The organism is Streptomyces sp. NPDC104371 (assembly GCF_055583785.1).
Genome location: NZ_JBVJNF010000001.1, coordinates 884,156 through 904,550 on the forward strand (window position 1 = coordinate 884,156; position 20,395 = coordinate 904,550).

The following is a 20,395-nucleotide window of genomic DNA, read 5'->3' on the forward strand; positions in this document are numbered from 1 at the left end:
GTCAGGCCCTTTCTTCGACAGCGTCATGTCGGCCTCCCTCAGGGGATTCCGGTCGTTCGAGGGATTCCAGTCGTTGCAGGAGAAGCGCCTCGACGTCGTCGTCGCTGAGCGCTTCGACGTCTAGCTCCGGCTCGGCGGGCGCGGCGGTCTCGGGCGGTGCGGCGGGCGGGTCGGCGGCCGTCGCGTCGAGCGGGATCCCCATGCGCTCGGCGAGGAAGGGCACGAGCGCGTCGATGGTCGGATAGCGCCAGGCGAGCGTGGCCGGCAGGGCGGCCTCGACGGCGGTCTCCAGGCCCTTCTTGACCTCCAGTGCCATCAGCGAGTCGAGGCCCATGCCGGTGAACGGCACGGTGACGTTGACGCGGGCCGGTTCGAGCCGCAACACGCGGCCGACCTCCCGTCGGCACCGGTCGACGAGGACGTCGCGGCGCCGTCGTCCCGGCTGCACCGCGAGCAGCGCCCGGCGCAGCTCGCCCGTCCGGCTGTCACCCGTCGCAGGAGTGCCCGGCCGGAGGGCCCGCCGCGCTTCGGGCAGATCGTCGAAGAGCGGACGGGGGCGTGCCGCGGCGTAGGCGGGAGCGAACAGGGACCAGTCCACGTCGGCGACGACGGTGGTGGTCTCGTCCCGGCCCAAGGCGCGGTCCAGCGCCACGAGGGCGGGGCCCGCCTCCATGAGCCGCAGTCCCCGGCGCGCCAGTTCGTGCTCGTGCTCGTCGTGCGCCCGCCCGGCCCACGGGCCCCACTGCATCGAGGTGGCCGTCAGTCCCAGGCCGCGACGGTGCTCGGCCAGCGCGTCCAGACAGGCGTTGGCGGCGGAGTAGGCACACTGGCGCCCGCTCCCCCACACCCCGGTGATGGAGGAGAAGAGCACGAAGGCGTCGAGCGGGCGGCGCAGGAGATCGTGCAGGTGCAGGGCGCCCGCGTCCTTGCCCGCGACCACCTGGGCCAGCTCGGCGGTGGTGGTGTCGGCGAGCGGCTTCACCAGCGAGACGTCTCCGGCGACGTGGAACACGGCACGGACCTGGTCACCGGCCGCCTCCAGCCGGTCCAGCAGCGCGGCGAGGGCGTCCCGGTCGGCCACGTCGCAGGCGGCCAGCGTGACGCGGGCGCCCAGCTCGGTGAGCTCCGCCTCGAGGTCCGCGGCGCCAGGGGCGTCGGGACCCCGTCGACTGGCGAGTACGAGATGGTCCGCGCCCCGCCGCGCCAGTCGACGCGCCAGGTGGACGCCGAGCGCGCCGGTGCCGCCGGTGACGAGGACGGTCCCCTCGGGCCGGTACGCCGGGGGCTCGGAGTCGTCGGACGGCGCCCGTACCAGCCGCCGGGCGAGGAGGCCGCCGGGGCGCAGCGCGAGCTGGTCCTCGTGGTCCGGGTTGCCGAGGGCGGCGGCCAGGCGGTCGCCCGCGGCCTCGTCGAGCGGGCCCGCGAGGTCGACGAGGCCGCCCCAGCGCTCCGGATGCTCCAGGCCCACCACCCGGCCCAGTCCCCAGACGAGCGCCTGCACGGGGCGGGTGACCGGGTCGTCCGGACCGGTGCCGACGGCGCCGCGGGTGAGGAGCCACAGCGGCGCGCTCGCGCCGAGGTCGCCCAGCGCCTGCACCAGTGCCAGGGTCTGGGCGGCCCCGCATGGCAGCCCTGGTCGATCGGGCAGCGGCGTCTCGTCCAGGGCGAGCAGTGACACCACTCCGCGCAGGGCGGGCTCGCGCCCGGCGGGGCCGTCGAGCGCGGCGGCGAGCGCCGCGCGGTCGGCGTCCGCGGCGACGGCGATCTCGGTGACCGTGCCGCCCCGCGCGGTGATCGCCGCGTGCAGCCATCCGGTCAGCTCGTCCGGGACCGGCCCGTCCGGGGTCACGACCAGCCAGGTGCCGGGCAGCGCGGCCGTGGCCGTACCGGCCGTCGGGGTCCAGGCGACCTTGTAGCGCCAGGCGTCGGCGGTCTCCCGGTCGAGGCTCTCCCGGTGCCAGGCCGTGAGAGCGGGGAGCACGGCGGCGAGGGCGTCGCGCTGAGCTGCGCCCGCGATTCCCAGTACGCCGCCGAGCGCCTCCAGGTCGCCGCGCTCGACGCTCTGCCAGAGCGCGTCCTCGGCGCCGGAGCGTGGCGGCGCCGTCCCCTCCCCCGCGGCCGACGCTTCCTCGATGTCGGGGAGCCAGCAACGCTCTCGCTGCCAGGGGTACGCGGGGAGCCGTACCACCGGCGGTACGTCCCCGTACAGACGCGTCCAGTCGACCGGGAAGCCCGCGCAGTACAGCCAGCCGAGCTCGCCGAGCAGAGCGGCGCGGCCGGGCCGGTCACGGTGCAGCGACGCCACGGCCACGCCCTCCGGGCCCCGGGTCCCGAGCTTCTCGGTGAGCGCGCCGACCAGCATGGGATGACCGGAGATCTCCACGAGGACGTCGTGCCCGGTGTCGAGGAGGGTGTCGACGGCCTGGTCGAGCAGCACCGGTCGGCGCAGGTTCGTCGCCCAGTACCCGGCGTCCAGCTCCGTGCCCTCGATGGCCCGCCCGGTGACGGTGGAGATGACGGTACGGTCCGTCGGACGCGGCGTGAGACCCGCGACCGCGTCCCGCAACTCGCCCTGCAACGGCTCCATCTGGGGGCTGTGCGAGGCATAGTCGACCGACTCGAGGACCCGGCAGAACACCCCCTCCTCGTCGAGGGTGGCGGCGAGGCGTTCGATCGCCGCGGTCTCGCCCGAGATGACGGTCGACGTCGGGCTGTTGCTCGCGGCGACCGAGACCGATCCGTGGTCGAGCCGGTCCAGGATCCGCTGCGTCTCGTCGAACGTGGCGCCGACGACGGCCATCTTGCCCCGGCCGATCACGGCGCGGATCACCCGGCCACGGTGCAGGGCCACGCGGAGCGCGTCGTCGAGATCGAGCGCGCCGGACACATGCGCGGCGGCGATCTCCCCCACGCTGTGTCCCACCACCGCGTCCGGCTCGACGCCCCACGATCGCCACAGGGCGGCGAGGGCGATCTGCACCGCACAGGTGGCGGGCTGCACCACGCCGGGGTCGTCGAGCCGGGAGCGCTCCGGCGCCATGGTGAGCTGGTCGATCAACGACCACTCGACGTGCTGCCGCAACGAGGCGTCACAGCGCTCCAGGGTCTCGCGGAACACCGGTTCCTGGTCGAGCAGTTCCGCGGTGAGCGGCCACCAGCGAGGTCCCTGGCCGGAGAAGACGAACGCCACCCGGGAACGGCGGCCCGTGCTCCCGCCGCCCCGGGCCACGCGGGGGTGCTCCGCGCCGCGCGCGAACGCGGCCAGGCCGTCACGGAGTTCGGCCGCCGACCGGCCGACGCAGGCCAGTCGCTCCGCGTGGTGGGTCCGGCGCACCGCCGCCGCGGCGCAGTACTCCGCCACGGTGGCCTCGGCGCCCGGTGCGTCCAGCTCGGCCAGGTGCCGGGCGGCCAGCTCGCGCAGGGCCTGCTCGGTCGGGGCGGAGACGGTGAGCAGGTGGGCCCGGTCGCCGAAACGATTCGGCTGTGGCGCGGCCGACGGCGGGGCCTCCTGCAGAACCAGGTGGGCGTTGGTGCCGCCGAAGCCGAAGGAGCTCACCCCGGCCAGGGCCGGACCGTCCCCGGCCGGCCAGGGCCGCGCGGTGTCGGCCACCCGCAGCGCCAGCTCCTCGAAGGGGATGTGCGGGTTGGCCTCGCGGAAGTGCAGGCTCGCCGGGATCCGGCGGTGGCGCAGCATCAGGGCGACCTTGATCAGGCCCGCGACGCCCGCCGCGGCCTCCAGATGACCGAGGTTCGACTTGACCGAGCCCACCAGGCAGGGCCGGGCGCGGTCACGGCGCGCGGAGACCACGGCCGCGAGCGCCTTCGCCTCGATGGGGTCGCCCAGCAGCGTGCCGGTGCCGTGCGCCTCGACGTAGTGGACGTCCTCCGGCGCGACGCCCGCGCGGGCGTACGCCGTGTGCAGGACCGCTTCCTGAGCGCGCGGGTTGGGCGCCATGAGGCCGTTGGTCCGGCCGTCCTGGTTCACCGCGCCGCCCCGGATGACGGCGTAGACGCTGTCCCCGTCGCGCAGCGCCGCGGAGAGCGGCTTCAGTACCACCACACCGGCGCCCTCGGCGCGGACGTAGCCGTCGGCGCGCGAGTCGAACGTCTTGCAGCGCCCGTCGCGGGCCATCGCTCCGGCCTTGGCGAAGTTGATCGCGAGCCCCGGAGAGAGGATGAGGTTCACGCCACCCGCGAGGGCGAGCGTGCAGTCGCCCTGCACGATGCTCGCACAGGCCTGCTGCACGGCGACCAGGGAGGACGAGCAGGCCGTGTCGATCGCCAGGCTCGGCCCGTGCAGGTCGAACAGGTAGGAGAGACGGTTCGCGACGATGCTGAGCGCGCTGCCGGTGCCGGTGTGGGCATCGATCTGGTCGAGCCGCTGGAACTGCAGGTGACCGTAGTCGTTGGTGGCGACGCCCACGAACACGCCGGTGGCCGAGCCCGCCAGGCGCTCCGGCACGATGCCCGCGTCCTCCAGGGCCTCCCAGGCGACCTCGGCGAGCAGCCTCTGCTGCGGGTCCATGCGGGCGGCCTCACGCGGGGAGATCCCGAAGAAGCCCGCGTCGAAGCGGTCGACGTCCTGGAGGAACCCGCCCCATCGGGTGGTGGTCTTCCCCGGCGCGGTGGGGTCCTCGTCGAAGAAGTCCGCGGCCTTCCAGCGGTCGGCGGGCACCTCCGTCACCGCGTCCCGGCCCTCGCCGAGCAAGCGCCGGAACTCGTCCGGCCCGTCGGCACCGCCGGGGAAGCGGCAGCCGATGCCGATGATGGCGACCGGTTCGGTGCCGTCGCCGCCCGCGGTCGGGGCGGGGAGCGGCGCCACCTCGGCCTCGGCGCCGTCTGCCAGGAAGGCCGCCAGGGCCTCGACCGTCGGGTACTCCCAGGTCAGCGTGGCCGGCAGCGAACGTCCGGACCACCGCTCCAACTCGCCGACCATCCCGACCAGTTCCACGGACTGCAGCCCGTAACTGGCGAGCGGCTTCTGGGGGTCGAGGCGTTCGGGGGCGACGCGCAGACGCCCGGCGAGTTCCTCGAGGAGACGCTTCTCGAACGTCGCGCGAAGCTCGTGGTTGGGTCGGGCGGCCGACGCGCCGTGCGCCTCGGGAGAGTCTGCGGGGGCCTCGGGGAAGTCTGCGGGGGCCTCGGGGAAGTCTGCGGGGGCCGAGGCAGCGCTCCACCGCTCGACCGGGTCGAGCGAACCGGCCAGATACGCCTCCTTGCAGGCGTAGCGCTGCAGTTTGCCGCTCGACGTCTTCGGGATGCTCCCCGGCGCGACCAGCACGATGTCGTGTACCTGTAGGCCGTGATGTGCGGCGATCGCCGCCCGGACGGCGGTGAAGATCTCCTCGGCCGCGGCGCGGGCGGCGCCCCGCACGGCCTGCACCACGACGAGTTCCTCCGCCTCGCCGGGGTCCACCGAGAACGCGATGCCCGCGCCGCGGCGCAGGGCCGGGTGCGCCTCCTCCACGGTGCGCTCGATGTCCTGCGGGTAGTGGTTCTTCCCCGCGACGATGATCAGGTCCTTGATCCGGCCGGTGACGTACAGCTCGCCGTCGTGCAGGAAGCCGAGGTCACCGGTGCGCAGGAACGGCCCTTCGCCGTCGGCGAGGCGGGCCTCCAGCCGCTCGGCGCTCTCCTCGGGACGGCCCCAGAATCCCCGCGCGATGCTGGGACCGGCGGCCCAGATCTCGCCGACCTCACCGTCCGGCAGCGGGGTGGCCGTGTCCGGCGCGACGATCACCAGCCGATGCCCGGAGATGATCTGACCGCAGCCGACCAGGGTCCGGGTGCCCGCACCGGATTCGGCGGACTCGACGGACTCACCGGATTCGGCAGGTTCGGCGGACTCGGCGGATTCGACGGACCCAGCAGGCTCGGCACGGTGCCGTTCCAGCAGGTCGGCGCGTACCCGCAGCAGGGGCGGTTCGGTGGTGCGCGCGCCGCCTGCGAGGAGCAGGGACGCCTCCGCCATCCCGTAGCAGGGATAGAAGGCCGAGCGGCGGAACCCGTGGGGCGCGAAGGAGCGGGCGAACCGCTCCAGCGTCTCCGCGCGTACCGGCTCGGCGCCGGAGAAGGCCACCTGCCAGGTGCTGAGGTCGAGGCCTTCGCGCTCCTCCTTGGAGATCTTCGATACGCAGAGGTCGTAGCCGAAGTTCGGGCCGCCGCTGTGGGTGGCCCGGAAGTCGGAGATAGCACGGAGCCAGCGGGCGGGCCGCTTGAGGAAGGCCAGCGGCGACATGAACGTCACCGGGTAGCCCCGGTAGGCCGGTTCCAGCAGGCCGCCGATGAGCCCCATGTCGTGGTAGGGCGGCAGCCAGATGACACAGCTCTGCTCAGCGCCCTCGAACATGTGCTGGTCGATGGCCGCCAGGTTGGCGAGCAGGTTGGCGTGACTGAGCATCACGCCCTTGGGGCGTCCCGTGGAGCCGGACGTGTACTGCAGGAAGGCGAGATCCTGCCCGCGTACGCCCGGTCGGCGCCAGTCCGCCGCCCCCGCCTCGTCGACCTCGTCCACCGCCAGCCACGGCAGCGCCGCCGTCTCCGGTGCCAGCTCCGCGATCTGACCCGCCATCGCCGCCGCGGCGGCGGGCGCCAGCACCACCGACGGTGCGGCGTCCTCGATCACGCCCAGCAGCCGGGGGAGCATCCGGGGGACAAGGCCGGAATCGGGCGGATAGGCGGGCACGGCCACCACTCCCGCGTAGAGGCAGCCGAAGAAGGCCGCCACATAGTCGATGCCCGGGGGACAGAGGATCAGCGCCCGGTCACCGACCGCCGCGTGTTCCCTCAGCGCCACGGCGACAGCGCGCGCACGCCGGTCGAGCACCGCGCCGGTGAGCAGCTCGACCTGATCCTCCCCATCGGCCAGGAACCGGTAGCACGGTTCCTCGGCGCGCCCCAGCAGGACGGCGCCGAAGCGGTCGATGAGCGTCTCGTGGGAGGAAGCCCCCGTCATGTCCGTATCTCCAGCTCTTGCGGCGTAGGTCCTGCCTCTGAGGCAGGTCGTGGGAAGGCGGCCGAGCCCGGGACGCACCCGGCTCGCCGTGCGGCGGCCGGCGCACCGGCCCGGGTCCTCGGTCGGGTCTTCAGTCGGGTCCTCGGTCGGGTCCTCGGTCGGGTCTTCAGGCGGGTCTTCAGGCGAGCGAGGCACCCCACTGTTCGGCGCGTTCCAACTCGCCGTCGGCCAGCGGACCTTGCGTCGAGGTGACGAGGAAGCTCTTGCGGGCGCTCACGCTGACGGAGCGTCGGCGCAGCCGCTTCTCGATCGCCTTCGCCGCGGATCCGGAGAAGAACCCCGTGCCGGTGACCGTGTCGAATGCCACAACGCGGCATCCCGGATCGCCCGGAAGCGCCTCGAGCCACTCCGCCACGCCGGTGGCGGGCGCCTGGCCGCCCTTCTCCCGGGCCTGCCGCCGGGAGGCCGGTGAGGGAATCCCCATGTTGTGGGTGGGAGCGCCCAGGATCAGCAGGTGGACGCCGTCGAGCGCCGGTCCGGAGGCCGCGGCGGCGACGGTCACGGTCGCGTCGCGGGATCGCAGGCCCGTGGCGATCGCCTCGGCGACCCGCGAGGTGTTGCCGAAGCAGGACTCGGTGATCACCAGAACGTTCATCGTGGCTCCTCAAGGCGGTGGCGGCGCCTGCTCCTGGACGGGTTCGGCAGCGCGCCGGAAGAGGCGGGAAAGTCTGTTCGACGGCGTCGATCCATGGGTTCATCGATCCCCCCGAAAACGAAAGTCCTCCGCCTGCTCGTGTGAGCGAGGCGAGAGCAGAACAAGGTGCCGTACTGAAAGAGGCCACTGCCGCATTGGCAGCCAATCCTGAATAGACGCCCGTACGAACATGCACTTAGGAGGTGGACGGGAGCGCAATTATTGCGCCATAAACTCGCGATTTCCAAGGGCGGACCGCGCCTGCATCATTCGGCACTTCCCGCAAGGGCCATTCGGCTCTCATGGTGTTCAACCGTCCAGCGTGGCCGGTTGAACACCCAAAGATCCGCGCTCACTTGGGAATTCTGGGCGCCTGCGGCACCATCGGCGACCGCTGCCCGCGACCGCGCTTGCGGGACAGGGGGACCCGATGTTCTTATCGAAGTGCTGCCACACCCGCCGCTCAATTACTCTTCATTTACCCCACGTTGGGCCGGGGCAGTCCCGTACCGCCTGCGTGCGGACGTGAGGAGCACTCATGCCCGAAGAACTCGGCCGGGCACGCCGTGACTTGATTCACCCTCACATAACGAAAGAACCTGCAAATTGTGTCATCTTGTCGGCATGCATGCCATCGAAGCGGAAGCTCTCTGTAAGAGGTTCGGGCGTACGCAGGCCCTGGACGGCCTCGATCTCGCCGTACGGCAGGGCGAGGTGCACGGGTTCCTCGGGCCGAACGGCGCGGGCAAGAGCACCACGATCCGCGCACTGCTGGGTCAGATCACGCTGGACTCGGGCCGCGCCAGGATCTTCGGACTGGACTGCCGGCGCCAGTCCGTCCAGGCGCATCAGCGCCTCACCTACGTGCCCGGCGACGTGGCTCTCTGGCCGGGGCTCAGTGGCGGCAGTTGCATCGACATCCTCGGCCGGCTTCAGGGTGGCCTCGACCCGAAGCGGCGCGACGCCCTCGTCGAGCGGTTCGAACTGGACCCCACGAAACGGACCAGGACGTACTCCAAGGGCAACCGGCAGAAGGTCGCACTGGTCGCGGCCCTGAGCGTGGACGCGGACCTCTACCTCTTCGACGAACCGACCTCCGGGCTCGACCCGCTGATGGAGGACGTGTTCCAGCAGTGCGTCCGGGAGTTGAAGGACGCCGGCCGCACCGTCCTGCTGAGCAGCCACATCCTGTCCGAGGTGGAGGCCCTCTGCGACCGGGTCAGCATCGTCCGGCGCGGCGCGGTGGTCCGCGAGGGCACGCTGGCCGACCTGCGCAGCCACACACTGACGACGGTGACCGCGATATCCGGGACCGCCATAGCGCGGTTGGCCGACATCGACGGCATCGTGGACCTCACCGCCGAACAGCAGCCGGACGGTGTGCACACCCGCTTCCGGGTCGGCCGCGCCGCGCTGGCGAGCGCGGTCGGACACGTCGCCGCGGCCGACCCGACGGCCCTCACCGTGGAACCGCCGAGCCTGGACGAACTGTTCCTGACGAACTACCGCAGCGACACGGCGGTCACCGAGGGGACCCCGGCATGACGGGATACTGGCGCCTGGTCGCCATCAGCCTGCGCACCGCGCCCGCCCAGGTCCTCGGCTGGGCCCTGGCCGTCTGCGCGCTCGTCACCAGCAGCGCGTCCGCCATCGGCGACAAGTACACCGAGCAGGCGAGCCGGGACGCCTACGCGGCCACCTACGTCGGCACGCAGAGCAGCGCCGCCCTCCAGGGCCGCGGCTACAGCCTGGAGACCCTGGGCGGCATCCTGGCCAACGAGTTGGGTTACCTGACCCTCATCATGCTGCCGCTGATCGGCCTGCACCTGGCGATCCGCTTCACCCGCAGCGTCGAGGACACGGGTCGGCTCGACATCCTGACCGCGGGGTCGGTCCACCGGCTCGCCCCGGCCGCCGCCGGGCTGACCGCCGCCGCCCTCACCGCCGTCCTGACCTTCCTCCTCAGTGCCGCCGCGCTGGTCACGCTCGACTATCCGGTCGCCGGATCGCTGCGGTACGCGGGCGGCCTCGCTGCGCTCATGCTGGCCTTCACCGGCATCGGCGCCCTGGTGGCCCAGTGCTGCCGGGACGCGCGCACCTCGTACGTACTCGCCGTCGCGTGCTGGATGGTCAGCTATCTGACCCGTGCCGTGGTGGACGCCCGCGGCTTCGATCTGACCTGGGTGAATCCGGAGTCCTGGCTGGCGGAGATCCGTCCGTTCGCGGACCGGCCGCCGCTGTGGCCGTGGCTTGCCATCGCGGCGACGGCCGCGGTCTCGTTCGCAGCCGCCGGTGTGGTGGCCACGCGTCGCGACCAAGGCGCCGGGCTCGTCCCCCCACGCCCCGGACCAGCCGCGGCGCCGTCCTGGCTGACGAAACCGGTGCGTGTACTGTTCCGGCTCACGCTCGGGGTCTGTCTCGGCTGGACCGTCGGGGGAAGCCTCTTCGCCTTCTCCTTCGGATACCTGACCAAGCAGATAAGCGTCCTGAGCGCGCTCTCCGGCGCCACACGGACTGCCGACATCGACGCCACTCTGTCGCTCTTCGTGCAGATGAACGCGCTGCTCGCGGCGGCGGCCGCGATCCAGCTCACGCAGTGGCTGGCCGCCGAGGAGATCAGCGGGCGTGTGGGGTACGCCCTCGCGAGCCCGGTGAGCAGGGGGCGTTGGTGGGGAGCCTCCGCCGCGCTGGTGACCGCCTGGTCGCTCGTCCTGCTGATCTGCATGGGCGTCTGCACAGGTCTCGGACTCGCGGCCGGATTCGGTGACCTCGGCTATCTCGATGACGGCGTGCCGGCCACCCTCGCGTACACACCGGCGGTGCTGCTCCTGGCGGTGATCGCCCTGGCGCTGCAGTCGGTGAACCCCCGCGTGGTCACCGTCACCTGGCTCGCCGTCGGCTGGGGCATCGTCGTGTGCCTGCGTGCGGACCTGCTCGACCTCCCGGAGTGGGCACGACGGCTGTCTCCGGTGCATTGGGTGGGTGCCGTTCCCCGAGACGCCTGGGACCGGCCTGCCGCGCTGGTCATGACGCTCCTGGCGCTCGCCCTGGCGGCAGTTGCCGTTCTCGCCTTTCAACGCAGAGACCTACGAGCCGGCTGAGCCCGGTCATCACAGTCGACGGGCTCGCCGCGCCGTATCGACCCGCTCGACCGGTTGCCGAGCACGTGCCAAGTCAGTCCCCCAGAGAGGGAGTTCAACCGCATGGCGACGGACAAGAGCTGTGCCGTAATCGGAAGCGGCCTCTTCGGCATCCAGGCCGTCCGCGAGTTCACACGCCGAGGCAACACCGTTGACTGGTACTCATCGGATCCCGAACCGGGTGGCATCTGGCAGCCCATGCCGTGGGGCAAGACCCGCGAGAGCACCGAGCTGGTGAATCCGGGATGGTGCATCGCCCCCGAGTTCAGAAGGAAGCCGACGGTGACGGTCCAGGAGTTCCGCACTCTCCTGAAGTCCTGGTCCGACGAGAGAGCCGACCTCCAGCGGAGGCGGTTCCTCACCCGCGTCGACAGCGTCGTGGAGTACGACTCACACGTCTGTGTCACGACCCCTGACGGCGAGACACCGTACGCGTTCGTCGTCGTCGCGACGGGTCACTACGGGGCGCCGCGCATCCCGGACGCATGGACGGGGGACAACTGCTGTCACGCCTCCAGCCTGCGGGACCTGTCGCACATCCAGCCCCACCAGTCGGTCCTCGTGATCGGCGGTGGACAGAGCGGGGTGGAGATCTGCGAGGAGATCATCGAGGATCGGCCCGACATCCGACTGTCGTGGTGCACCGGGCGCAAGGTGAGACTGATAACCCGGCACTCCCCCCTCGCCATGCTGGGGACGTGCGTGCGCTATTCCACGAGAGGTGAGGCGCCTCGCGGATTCCTGATCACCAAGAGCCCCTCCACGGTCTCGTCCCGCTGCACGATCGTGCCGAGCCGTGTCCTCCACGTCGACGGAGGCCGAGTCGAGTTCTCCGACGGCAGTGTTCAGAAGTACGACCACATCATCGCCGCGACCGGGTACGCGGCACCGGTCGGCCTCGACTTCCCCGCCCCGAATCCGGCCAGGACCAAGGGCATGCGTCTCTCCCCGCACAGTCGCATCGCCTCCCTGAACCACGACGGCGACGGCTGCGGGGGCGCGTCGATGCGCTGTGCCCGCAAGCAGGCAGCCGCGGTGGCCCGGCTCTTCACGGACTTGGACGACCCGAAGAAGTCACCGGCGTGACCTGACCGGTTCCGGGCACCTCTCGTCCCGCCTCCCCCGCCTCCTCCCCCACCCGACATCCCTCGCCTCGGCCCGCCCTGCCCCCAGGACGCGCCAAGGCGAGGGATGTCGTTGGTTTTCAGCCATAAAACACCGTGTCCCAAACGTTGATCTTCTTCTGAACAAGCAGGTCAGCGGCGTGAAGTGAAGATACACAGTATCTCAAACTTCAAATGCGCTTGTTGCAAGCCCTCTTGGGGGCTTGTAATCTCACGGCAACGGTTTCCGGACAAGACGCGGGGCTCATCACCCGCATGTGCCGCTTGTTCAGCGGGCGTTGAGGACAGTGACTGTGGTGCGGATGCGACTGCCGATGCCAGTGAGGTGGCCATCGGCGTCGAGTCGCACCCTGGATGACACTGAGAGACGAATACGGGGGAACGTCCATGGGTGCTGTCCACTTCGAGCCACCGCCGCACGCCCACACCACGCGTGAACCGAGCGCCTCGCCTCGGGACCGCGGCCGACACCCGGACCTCGCCGTGGTCACCACCGTGCCGATCGCGCTGCTGCTCCCCGCGGACTCGCCACGCCTGTCGGGTGAGAACCTGGAGCACGCCCACACGCTGGCGGCCTCGGGACAGGAACTCCCGGCCATCATCGTGCACCGCCAGACCATGCGCGTCATCGACGGAATGCACCGGCTCCGGGTGGCCATGCTGCGCAGGCAGCCGGAGATCCAGGTCTGCTTCTTCGAAGGGTCCGCGGCCGACGCCTTCGTGCTGGCGGTGAAGTCGAACGTCGGCCACGGCCTACCGCTGACACTGGCCGAACGGGTGAGCGCCGCCGAGCGCATCATCGCCTCCCACGCCCAGTGGTCCGACCGCGTCATCGCCTCGGCGACCGGACTCTCGGCCACGACCGTGGGCGGACTGCGGCGCCGCAGAAGCGCGGCGGGCACGGCTCCCACCTCCCGCATCGGCCGGGACGGCAGGGTCCGTCCGCTCAGCGCGGCGGAAGGACGCCGGACCGCGGGCAGGCTCATCGCCGCATCACCCGACGCACCGTTGAGGGAGATAGCGAAGCAGGCGAACCTCTCGTTGGGGACAGTGCGCGATGTACGCGACCGGGTCCTGCGGGGCGAGGACCCGGTACCCGCCCCCCGCCGGGCGGCCCCGAGGCAGCGCACGCGGCCACCGGCGCCGAGCCCGGCGACCCGGCTTCCCGGGGCGATCGGCGCGGAGGAGAAGCCCCTCGCCACCACGCCCGACGCACCGCCGAACCCGCCGAGCCCGTCGGTCGCGAAGACTCCTGACGGTGACGCACAGGCGGATCTGACCGCGGTCTTCAAGAACCTGTGCGGAGACCCCTCCCTTCGCTACACGGAGACGGGGCGACTGCTGCTGCGCATGCTGGAGACGCAGATCGCCGGCGTACGACGCTGGGACGAGATCGCGGAATCCGTCCCCTCCCACCAGGCCGCGATGGTGTCCGCCGCAGCCGCGGAATGCGCCAGCGCCTGGGAGGCGCTCGCACGGAAGATCTCGCAGCGATCTCCCGCCTGACCAGCGAACCGAAGCGAGCGACGCCGCCCGGAGAGTGTCTTCGTACGACACAAGAACCCCCTTGAAGTGATCCGCATCACATACGCCTATGGGCCGAACGGCTCTGGCAGCGCACGGCCGAAACGCGTTGTATGAGGGCCGCCAGACCTGCCAGTGGCACCGACCCTGTACGGCGGACGAGTACCGCCGTGCGCGAAGGACATCCGCCCATGACGCATCGGTTACCTCCCGAGCCGCGCCGCACCGTGGACCTGGACCCCGACGAAGCCCTGCGCCTGCTCAGCAGCGTCCCCCTGGGCCGTATCGTCTTCCCGCTGGACGTCCCGCAGTGGGCGTTGCCCGCCGTACGCCCCGTCAACCACATCCTCGACGGCGGCGACATCATCGTCTGCGCCCGCAACGGCGCCGTCCTCACCGCCCCCACAGAGCAGGCGGGCTCCCAAGGCGTCGCCGTCGCCTACCAGGCCGACGAGATCGACCACCACACCGGCCTGCGATGGAGCGTCGTCGCCACCGGCCACTGCCATCTCGTCACGGACCCGGAGCAGGTGGCACGCTACCGGGCGGCGCTGCGCCCACAGTCGGACCACGGCCCGGACCACGTCGTACGCATCCACCCCGCCCTGGTCACCGGCATCCGCCGGGCGGTGAGCGACTAGGGAGAACCCTGCCCCGAGAGGCTCCGGCCTCGGGCGGCTGCTGCGCGCCGGATCCGATGGTGTCGATGAGGCGTTGAGCGAACTGCCGCATCGCGGAGGTCATGGCGTACGGCGCTTCGCTGCGGAACGCCGCACCGAGGTGACTCCTGGGGGCGAGGAGCCGTTGCCGGGAGTCGAGTGCGGGCGTGGCGCGCGTGCGGCCGTCGTCGGCGGATTCCCACTCGACGTCCTCGTGCCGCAGGGCGTCCGCGACAGGGTCCGGCCCGAAGCCGCAGCTACGACACCGGAGGGCGTGCGCTCGTCTCGGTCGTCCAGGAGGGGCTGTTCCGCGGGCTCGCACGCTGACGCGGCGGGTCGTCTCCTGTCGCGGTTCGGCCGTGCCGCGCCAGGCCGGTCGTGGTTCCCTCGACGCAGCCACCCGAACATGCCGCGCGCTCGCGTCGGCTGCGACCGTACGACCGGGGCCCGAGGGGCGACCTCTGTTGCCCGGGAGGTCGCGGTGTGGCGAGCAACCCCGGTCTCACCAGGCGTCTTGGTTCCTCGGTCGGTCGTGGTCCCAGGCCGCGTCTCGTCCCAAACCCCCGGCGACGGACGCGGCGCCTGGCGGAGTCGACGAGCTTCGGTGAGCGCCTGCCGCAAGTCGGCCCGCAGGCGGCCGATCTCGTCGGGGTCGTCCGCTGTCATGATCCGCGCGGTGATCCGGCCGGCGGCCGATTCGGGTGCCCCGCTCGCGGACCGCGCGGGCTCCAGACGGCGCAACTGCGCGCGCTCATAGGGATCTTGGACGATCTCCGCCACCTCCACCGGATCCAGCAAGGACGCCACGGCAGCGGCCCTCGCCCATGGATCCTCCGTCTGCCGCAGATGCCAACCGAGGTGGCGTCCGCGCCAGTTGCGGGGCCGCAGGTCCAGGCCCGCGTCCAACTGATCGCGCAGCCCTTGTGGTGTCGTACCGGTGAGCAGCAGCGCGTTCTCCTCCTTGGCGGCGAACTGCTTCAGCTCCTCGGCCAGATACAGCCAGACCACGGCCCGGTAGCGGTTCAGATACCACTTCACCGGCACCAGCAGGCCCAGCCGTGCCAGCCGCGTGAACCTGCCGGGCGACACCTCCATCAGGGCCGCGCCGTTCCTTGTGCCCACGGTCTTCACCCGCTCCCGCAGCGCTGTGGGGAAGCCGTCTTCGGCGCGTACGCGGTCGATCTCGGCGCGGGTGACCCGACGGCCACCACCGCCCTCGTCGGGAACGGTCCGTACATGTCCCAGTCGTACCGCGAGGTCGAACTCGCTCTGCTTGAGCTCCAGTTCCCGTGCGGCGCGGCTCGGGGTCAGGGCGGGTTGCCGCGCTGCGGAATCCCTGGCGCTGCCGGTGGTGTCGGTGACGGTGGCCGTGATCGTGTTCGCTGCCATGGCGGTTCTCCCCCGTGGAGTCCGTGGCGAGTGCGGTGTGCACCCGCTTCGGACAAAACGGTAGCTGGAGAACGAAATCGGCGGGCGGGCCTGTGGATAACCCTGCCCGCCCCATCATTTCCCTTGGTCAGAGGGGTGATGGTGACGCGGTCAGCGGGTCGAGTCCGGTGTGTCTCCCTGCTGCCTCGCGTCCACGGCCAGATGTTCCCCGACCCTGTTCACCAACAGCGTCATCTCGTAGGCGATCCGGCCGATGTCGGCCTCGGCGGCGCTGAGCACGCACAGACAACTGCCCAGCCCGGCGGCGGTGACGAACAGGAGGGCGTCATCGAACTCGATCATGGTCTGACGTACCTGGCCGGCGCCGAAATGGCGGCCCGATCCCTTGGCCAGGCTGTGCAGCCCGGACGAGACCGCCGCGAGATGCTCCGCGTCCTCACGGCGCAGCCCCGTGCTCGTGCCGGTCACCAGACCGTCGTTGGACAGCACCAGTGCGTGCCGTATGTGTTCCACGCGCTCGGTCAGATCGTCCAGGAGCCAACCGAGCCCCGTGTTCTGCGCCATGGTGCCTTCTCCCCGTGGTGTCGCTCCCCCCGGCCGGAGGGTCCCGTCAGCCAGCCTTCACCACGGTCGCCGTCCCGGCAAGCAGAATGAGGGCATGGCACACAAGATGACCGACGACGAATGGCGCGCCTTCGTCTCGCACGGCACCCGTACGGGCAAGCTCTCCACGGTCCGCGCCGACGGCAGCCCGCATGTGGCGCCGATCTGGTTCCTGCTGGACGGAGACGATGTCGTCTTCAACACCGGGAAGGGCACGGTGAAGGGGCGGAATCTGGCCAGGGACGGCCGGGTCGCTCTGTGTGTGGACGACGACCGTCCCCCGTACGGTTTCGTCGTCCTGCAGGGCCGGGCCGCGCTGTCGGAGGAGCTCGACGAGATGCGGCACTGGGCCACCCTGATCGGCGCCCGGTACATGGGCGAGGCACGGGCCGAGGAGTTCGGCACCCGCAACGGCGTTCCGGGCGAACTGCTCGTCCGCGTACGGGTCGAGAAGGTGCTGGCCTACTCGGGCGTCGCGGAGTAGCGCGTCAGCTCACGGAGTCCAGCAGTCGGGCGGTGTGCACGCGCCCGGCGTACTCGACGAGGCGGATCAGCACTTCCTTCCCGGATTCCCGGTCCCGGGCGTCGCACAGCACCACGGGCGTGCCGTGGTCGAGGTCGAGGGCGCGTGACACGTCGTCGGCGTCGTAGGTGCGGGCTCCCGCGAAGCAGTTGACGGCCACCAGGAACGGGATGCGACGGCGCTCGAAGTAGTCCACAGCGGGGAAGCAGCCTTCCAGCCGCCGGGTGTCGGCGAGGACGACGGCTCCCAGGGCGCCCTGGGAGAGTTCGTCCCACAGGAACCAGAAGCGGTCCTGGCCCGGCGTGCCGAAGAGATAGAGCGAGAGTCCGGAGCGGATGGTGATGCGTCCGAAGTCCATGGCGACGGTCGTGGTGACCTTGTGGTCCACTCCGTCGGTGTCGTCCACGAACTGGCCCGCCCGGGTCAGCAGTTCCTCGGTACGCAGGGGCCTGATGTCGCTGACCGCGCCGACCAGGGTGGTCTTGCCCACGCCGAATCCGCCGGCGATCAGTATCTTCAACGCCAGGTCGGTCGTCTCGCCGTCGGGCGGCTCACCCTCGGCCATCTCACCGTCGGGCGGCTCGTCGGAGTGCTCGGAGACCATCGATCACTTCTCTCGGGAGTGCCGACCACGGTCGACGCCTGCACATCTGTACGGAGCCAGCATCATGTCAACTCTGCTGCGATCTCAATGAGTTGGACGGCATATCGGCCAGGATGCGGGCCGAGAAGTGTCGGGATCCGGCGCGAGCGAACCATGGAACGATCGCGCCGTGCTCGAATGTGCGTACCGACACGTCCTTCGCCCGAGTAAGGAATCATGCGAAGCATGAGCAACGACCACACACAAGTGCAGGAGTTCTTCACCGCGCGCGCGGCCGACTGGGACACGCGGTTCCCCGACGACGGTCCGGCGTACGACTCGGCGATCGCCTCGCTCGGGCTGTGCGCGGGGGACCGTGTGCTCGACGCGGGATGCGGTACGGGCCGGGCCCTCCCACCCCTGCGCGCGGCCGTGGGCCCCTCCGGGGTGGTTCTGGGAGCCGATCTGACTCCGGCGATGCTGGAAGCCGCCGTGCAGGCGGGACGGAACCGTGACGGGCACCTGCTGCTCGCCGACGTGGCGGGGCTTCCCTTGCGTACGGAGTCCCTCGACGCGGTGTTCGGAGCGGGGCTGATCGCCCATCTGCCCCATCCCGCCGAGAATCTGCGGGAGTTGGCGCGCGTGGTACGGCCCGGCGGTCTGCTGGCGCTCTTCCACCCGATCGGCCGGGCGGCCCTCGCAGCCCGTCAGGGGCGGCAGATCACCCCTGACGACCTGCGCGCCGAAGCCAACCTCCGCCCGCTGCTGGCGGGTTCCGGGTGGCGCATGACGTCGTACGTCGACGAGGACGCCCGCTTCCTCGCCCTGGCCGTCCGCGAGGGCTGAACTCACTCGGCGGCGGAGGCCGGTGCCGTCCTCGCCCGGTGCACAGGGCAGCCCTTCACTCCGGGGACCGGGCGCGTGCCCAGGTCGGTGATGCGATAGCCGTTCGGATAGCTCTGGATCTCCCAGTTCTGCCGCGCGAAGTGCGGGGCACGGCGCGGGGGCATGAGGCGTACGAGGCGGCCACGCGCGCGTACCGCGCGACGCACCCACGCGCGCGTGGCATCGCTCGGCCGCTCGTACCGGAATGCCTTCAGCAGCGGGTCGTCGAGCAGGGAGAGCGTCGTGAGCTTCAGCAGGGGTGCGAGCGGGCGCGGATACCAGGAGGCCATCAGGTTCAGGGTCGCGTCGGCCACGCGGCGGCCTTCGGGATCCCACGCGAAGTGGGCCTCCTCGTAGGCCTCGAGGCAGGCCTCGAACTCCTCGTACGTCTCGGGGATGTCCTTGATGCCCATGTGCCGCCCCAGGGTGCGGTAGTGCACGGCGGAGGCGATGGTCTCGTGCCGCGACAGTTCGCGCCATCCATAGGCGTCGATCCACCGCTTGGGCACGACGACGAAGGTGCAGAGCACGTACCTCATGTCGTCGTTGCTGATGTCGTAGCTGCGGTGCATCTGGTTGATACGGCGGATCGCGGTGCGGCCCTCGTCGCTGGCGAAGCCGTGCTCGACGACCGTGTCCAGGAGAATCGCGGTGTCGTCGTAGCGTCGCTGCGTACGGTCCGTGAGTTCGGCGGTCTCGGCGAGCAGTCGGCCGATGGACGGGACGGCGTACGTGCGGTAGAGGGCCAGTTCCAAGGCGCGGGTGTGGTCCCAGGGGAACTCGTAGGCACTGCTGATCCGGTAGATCTCCGAGGCGTCCTTCTCGGGATCCATGCGCAGCATCTGCTCGAGCCGCTCGAAGCGCTTCACCGTCCGGGCCCCCTTCTGTACCTCCGGAGATTCCACTCTACGGGGCACGGCGAGCCGCCAAGTGCGCTCGCGCGCAGGCCTGTCGACACGCACGCTGCCTGACATCGCACCAGGCACGGTCATTTCACCCCGGTCCTCGCCCGTCTTTGCAGCTCTTCAGGGGATCCGGGCTCGTGACAACCGACTCGGGGGCGCATTAGGGTGCGCCGACGGACGAACTGATGGGGAGGGTGACATGGTCGGGACGGGTGATGACGCCGTCGCCGTCGGGGACGACGCGCTGTATCTGCTGACCGCGGTGCTGTTGACCCCCGCGCAGTTCCCGAGCGTGCTGGGCGACGACTATCCGGAGGCCTGCGCGGCGCTCGGTCTCCCTCCTGTGGCCGAGGGCTACGGCCTCGTGCTCGGTCAGGACGGCGACGGTGCGCGCTGGACGGTGGCCACCGACGATGTCTCCCTCGTGGCCGTGGCGATCGCGTCCTGGGACTGCGGGATGGAGCACGACCTGTCGCCCGACGAGCGGACGGTCGTCGCCACGCTGCCGGGGTGGCCGCTGGCCGTCGCCGTCGCCGCGCCCGGTGTCCCCGCCCCGCACGACCCCGCGCCCGAACTCACCGAGCACGCGCCGCTGGCCCCGCCCGACACCGAGATCTGGGGTCCCGCGCAACGGCGCCTGGGAGCGGACGAGATCGCGCTGCGGTGGGCCCAGTGGCGTGAGCAGATCGACGACGCCGACTTCGCGCCCGCGGACAGCGGGGCGTCGGCCGGAACGGCCGCACGACCCGCGGAGGGTGAGGGCGCGAGCCCTGCTCGCGGCGGCGTTCGTCGTGTCCTCGCGGAGGCGCGGGCGTATGTGGACACGCCCCCGCCGCCCGGCCGGGTCCGCTCCTCCTTCGCGCCCGGTGAGGCGCGCACCCTGCGCGCCGACGGGCCTGGCTGGTCCATGGTGGCCAGGACCGACGACATCGCGTTCGTCCTGCTGGACGAGAAGCCCGGTGAGGTGCTGCCGGTGGGGCGGGGTCCGGAGTTGCCCGGACTCCTCGAGGCGCTCGACAGGATGGCAGTGCGCCCGGCGTGACGCCGTGAGGGCGCGCCCGCCCGCGCGGCGGGGACACGCCGGAGCACAAGGGCCGTCGGCCGCCGGAGGGCGCCCCCTCCCTCAGCGGCCGAGTTCCTTGCGCGTCACCCGGCGCAGCCTGCGCCGCTGCGAGGGGTCCAGCGTGAGGTACGCGGCGGTCGGGACTCCCAGCACGATCAGGAGAACAGCCCACCAGGGCAGCCAGATCCACAGGATGAGTCCGACCACCACGCCCCCGGTGGCGATCTTCGCGTTCTTCGACATGTGTCGCCTCCTTCACGGCCAGCGCCGCTCTCTGTGGTGAGAACGGGTGCGCGCCACGCGCGGTTCCGGGTCGTGACCCTGAGACGACCCTGAGACCGAACCCTG

14 protein-coding genes and 2 pseudogenes are annotated in these 20,395 nt (G+C 71.3%); 9 read left to right on the forward strand and 7 right to left on the reverse strand.

Annotation, left to right across the window (positions count from 1 at the left end; all coding sequences use genetic code 11):
• Window position 1: 1 nt before the first annotated feature.
• A complete protein-coding gene (locus tag ACZ60T_RS04025) occupies window positions 2–6,955 on the reverse strand; it encodes a type I polyketide synthase (RefSeq protein ID WP_469664208.1) in 6,954 nt (2,317 codons plus the stop codon).
• A 178-nt stretch (window positions 6,956–7,133) separates the two neighbouring features.
• Window positions 7,134–7,610, reverse strand: coding sequence for a flavodoxin family protein (locus ACZ60T_RS04030; protein WP_469664210.1), 477 nt, complete (start codon window positions 7,608–7,610; stop codon window positions 7,134–7,136).
• Between the two features lie 663 nt (window positions 7,611–8,273).
• Here ACZ60T_RS04030 and ACZ60T_RS04035 point away from each other — a divergent pair.
• The 6 genes and pseudogenes from ACZ60T_RS04035 to ACZ60T_RS04060 form a co-directional block, all read left to right on the forward strand.
• Window positions 8,274–9,194, forward strand: coding sequence for an ABC transporter ATP-binding protein (locus tag ACZ60T_RS04035; RefSeq protein ID WP_469664212.1), 921 nt, complete (start codon window positions 8,274–8,276; stop codon window positions 9,192–9,194).
• Window positions 9,191–10,750 carry a hypothetical protein gene (locus tag ACZ60T_RS04040; RefSeq protein WP_469664214.1) on the forward strand — a complete coding sequence of 520 codons (1,560 nt, stop codon included), beginning with the start codon at window positions 9,191–9,193 and terminating at the stop codon, window positions 10,748–10,750. The genes ACZ60T_RS04035 and ACZ60T_RS04040 overlap by 4 nt, the downstream gene beginning before the upstream one ends.
• 102 nt (window positions 10,751–10,852) lie before the next feature.
• Window positions 10,853–11,875 (forward strand): NAD(P)-binding domain-containing protein, encoded by a 1,023-nt coding sequence (locus ACZ60T_RS04045; RefSeq protein WP_469664216.1) that lies wholly within the window; start codon window positions 10,853–10,855, stop codon window positions 11,873–11,875.
• A 425-nt stretch (window positions 11,876–12,300) separates the two neighbouring features.
• Complete coding sequence (locus ACZ60T_RS04050) at window positions 12,301–13,419, forward strand: ParB/RepB/Spo0J family partition protein (protein WP_469664218.1); 1,119 nt, start codon at window positions 12,301–12,303, stop codon at window positions 13,417–13,419.
• 209 nt (window positions 13,420–13,628) lie between these two features.
• Window positions 13,629–14,078 (forward strand): pyridoxamine 5'-phosphate oxidase family protein, encoded by a 450-nt coding sequence (locus ACZ60T_RS04055; protein WP_469664220.1) that lies wholly within the window; start codon window positions 13,629–13,631, stop codon window positions 14,076–14,078.
• 252 nt (window positions 14,079–14,330) lie between these two features.
• Window positions 14,331–14,423 (forward strand): annotated as a pseudogene (locus tag ACZ60T_RS04060) (acyl-CoA thioesterase II); the annotation flags it as partial.
• Between the two features lie 60 nt (window positions 14,424–14,483).
• On the opposite strand, the pseudogene ACZ60T_RS04065 reads toward ACZ60T_RS04060, so the two are convergent.
• Both ACZ60T_RS04065 and ACZ60T_RS04070 read right to left on the reverse strand, forming a co-directional pair.
• Window positions 14,484–15,485, reverse strand: a pseudogene (locus ACZ60T_RS04065) (DUF6397 family protein); the annotation flags it as partial.
• A 150-nt stretch (window positions 15,486–15,635) separates the two neighbouring features.
• Window positions 15,636–16,049: a roadblock/LC7 domain-containing protein gene (locus tag ACZ60T_RS04070; RefSeq protein WP_252427334.1), complete on the reverse strand. Its 414-nt coding sequence runs from the start codon at window positions 16,047–16,049 to the stop codon at window positions 15,636–15,638.
• 94 nt (window positions 16,050–16,143) lie between these two features.
• On the opposite strand from ACZ60T_RS04070, the gene ACZ60T_RS04075 reads away from it, so the two are divergent.
• A complete protein-coding gene (locus tag ACZ60T_RS04075; RefSeq protein WP_469664222.1) occupies window positions 16,144–16,572 on the forward strand; it encodes a PPOX class F420-dependent oxidoreductase in 429 nt (142 codons plus the stop codon).
• A gap of 4 nt (window positions 16,573–16,576) precedes the next feature.
• On the opposite strand, the gene ACZ60T_RS04080 is transcribed toward ACZ60T_RS04075, so the two are convergent.
• On the reverse strand, window positions 16,577–17,215 hold the full coding sequence (locus ACZ60T_RS04080) for a GTP-binding protein (RefSeq protein ID WP_469664224.1): 639 nt from the start codon (window positions 17,213–17,215) through the stop codon (window positions 16,577–16,579).
• A gap of 225 nt (window positions 17,216–17,440) precedes the next feature.
• Between ACZ60T_RS04080 and ACZ60T_RS04085 the strand changes: the two genes are divergently transcribed.
• The gene (locus ACZ60T_RS04085) at window positions 17,441–18,040 is read left to right on the forward strand and encodes a class I SAM-dependent methyltransferase (protein WP_469664226.1); all 600 of its coding nucleotides are present in this window, start codon (window positions 17,441–17,443) and stop codon (window positions 18,038–18,040) included.
• Window positions 18,041–18,042: 2 nt separating this feature from the next.
• Here ACZ60T_RS04085 and ACZ60T_RS04090 read toward each other — a convergent pair whose 3' ends face one another.
• Complete coding sequence (locus tag ACZ60T_RS04090; protein WP_469664228.1) at window positions 18,043–18,948, reverse strand: oxygenase MpaB family protein; 906 nt, start codon at window positions 18,946–18,948, stop codon at window positions 18,043–18,045.
• Window positions 18,949–19,183: 235 nt separating this feature from the next.
• Here ACZ60T_RS04090 and ACZ60T_RS04095 point away from each other — a divergent pair, with 235 nt between their 5' ends.
• On the forward strand, window positions 19,184–20,026 hold the full coding sequence (locus tag ACZ60T_RS04095; protein WP_469664230.1) for a hypothetical protein: 843 nt from the start codon (window positions 19,184–19,186) through the stop codon (window positions 20,024–20,026).
• An 81-nt stretch (window positions 20,027–20,107) separates the two neighbouring features.
• Here the strand turns inward: ACZ60T_RS04095 and ACZ60T_RS04100 are convergent, their stop codons facing one another.
• Entirely contained in the window at window positions 20,108–20,290 is a 183-nt protein-coding gene (locus tag ACZ60T_RS04100; RefSeq protein WP_071365621.1) for a hypothetical protein, read from the reverse strand.
• Between the last annotated feature and the right edge of the window lie 105 nt (window positions 20,291–20,395).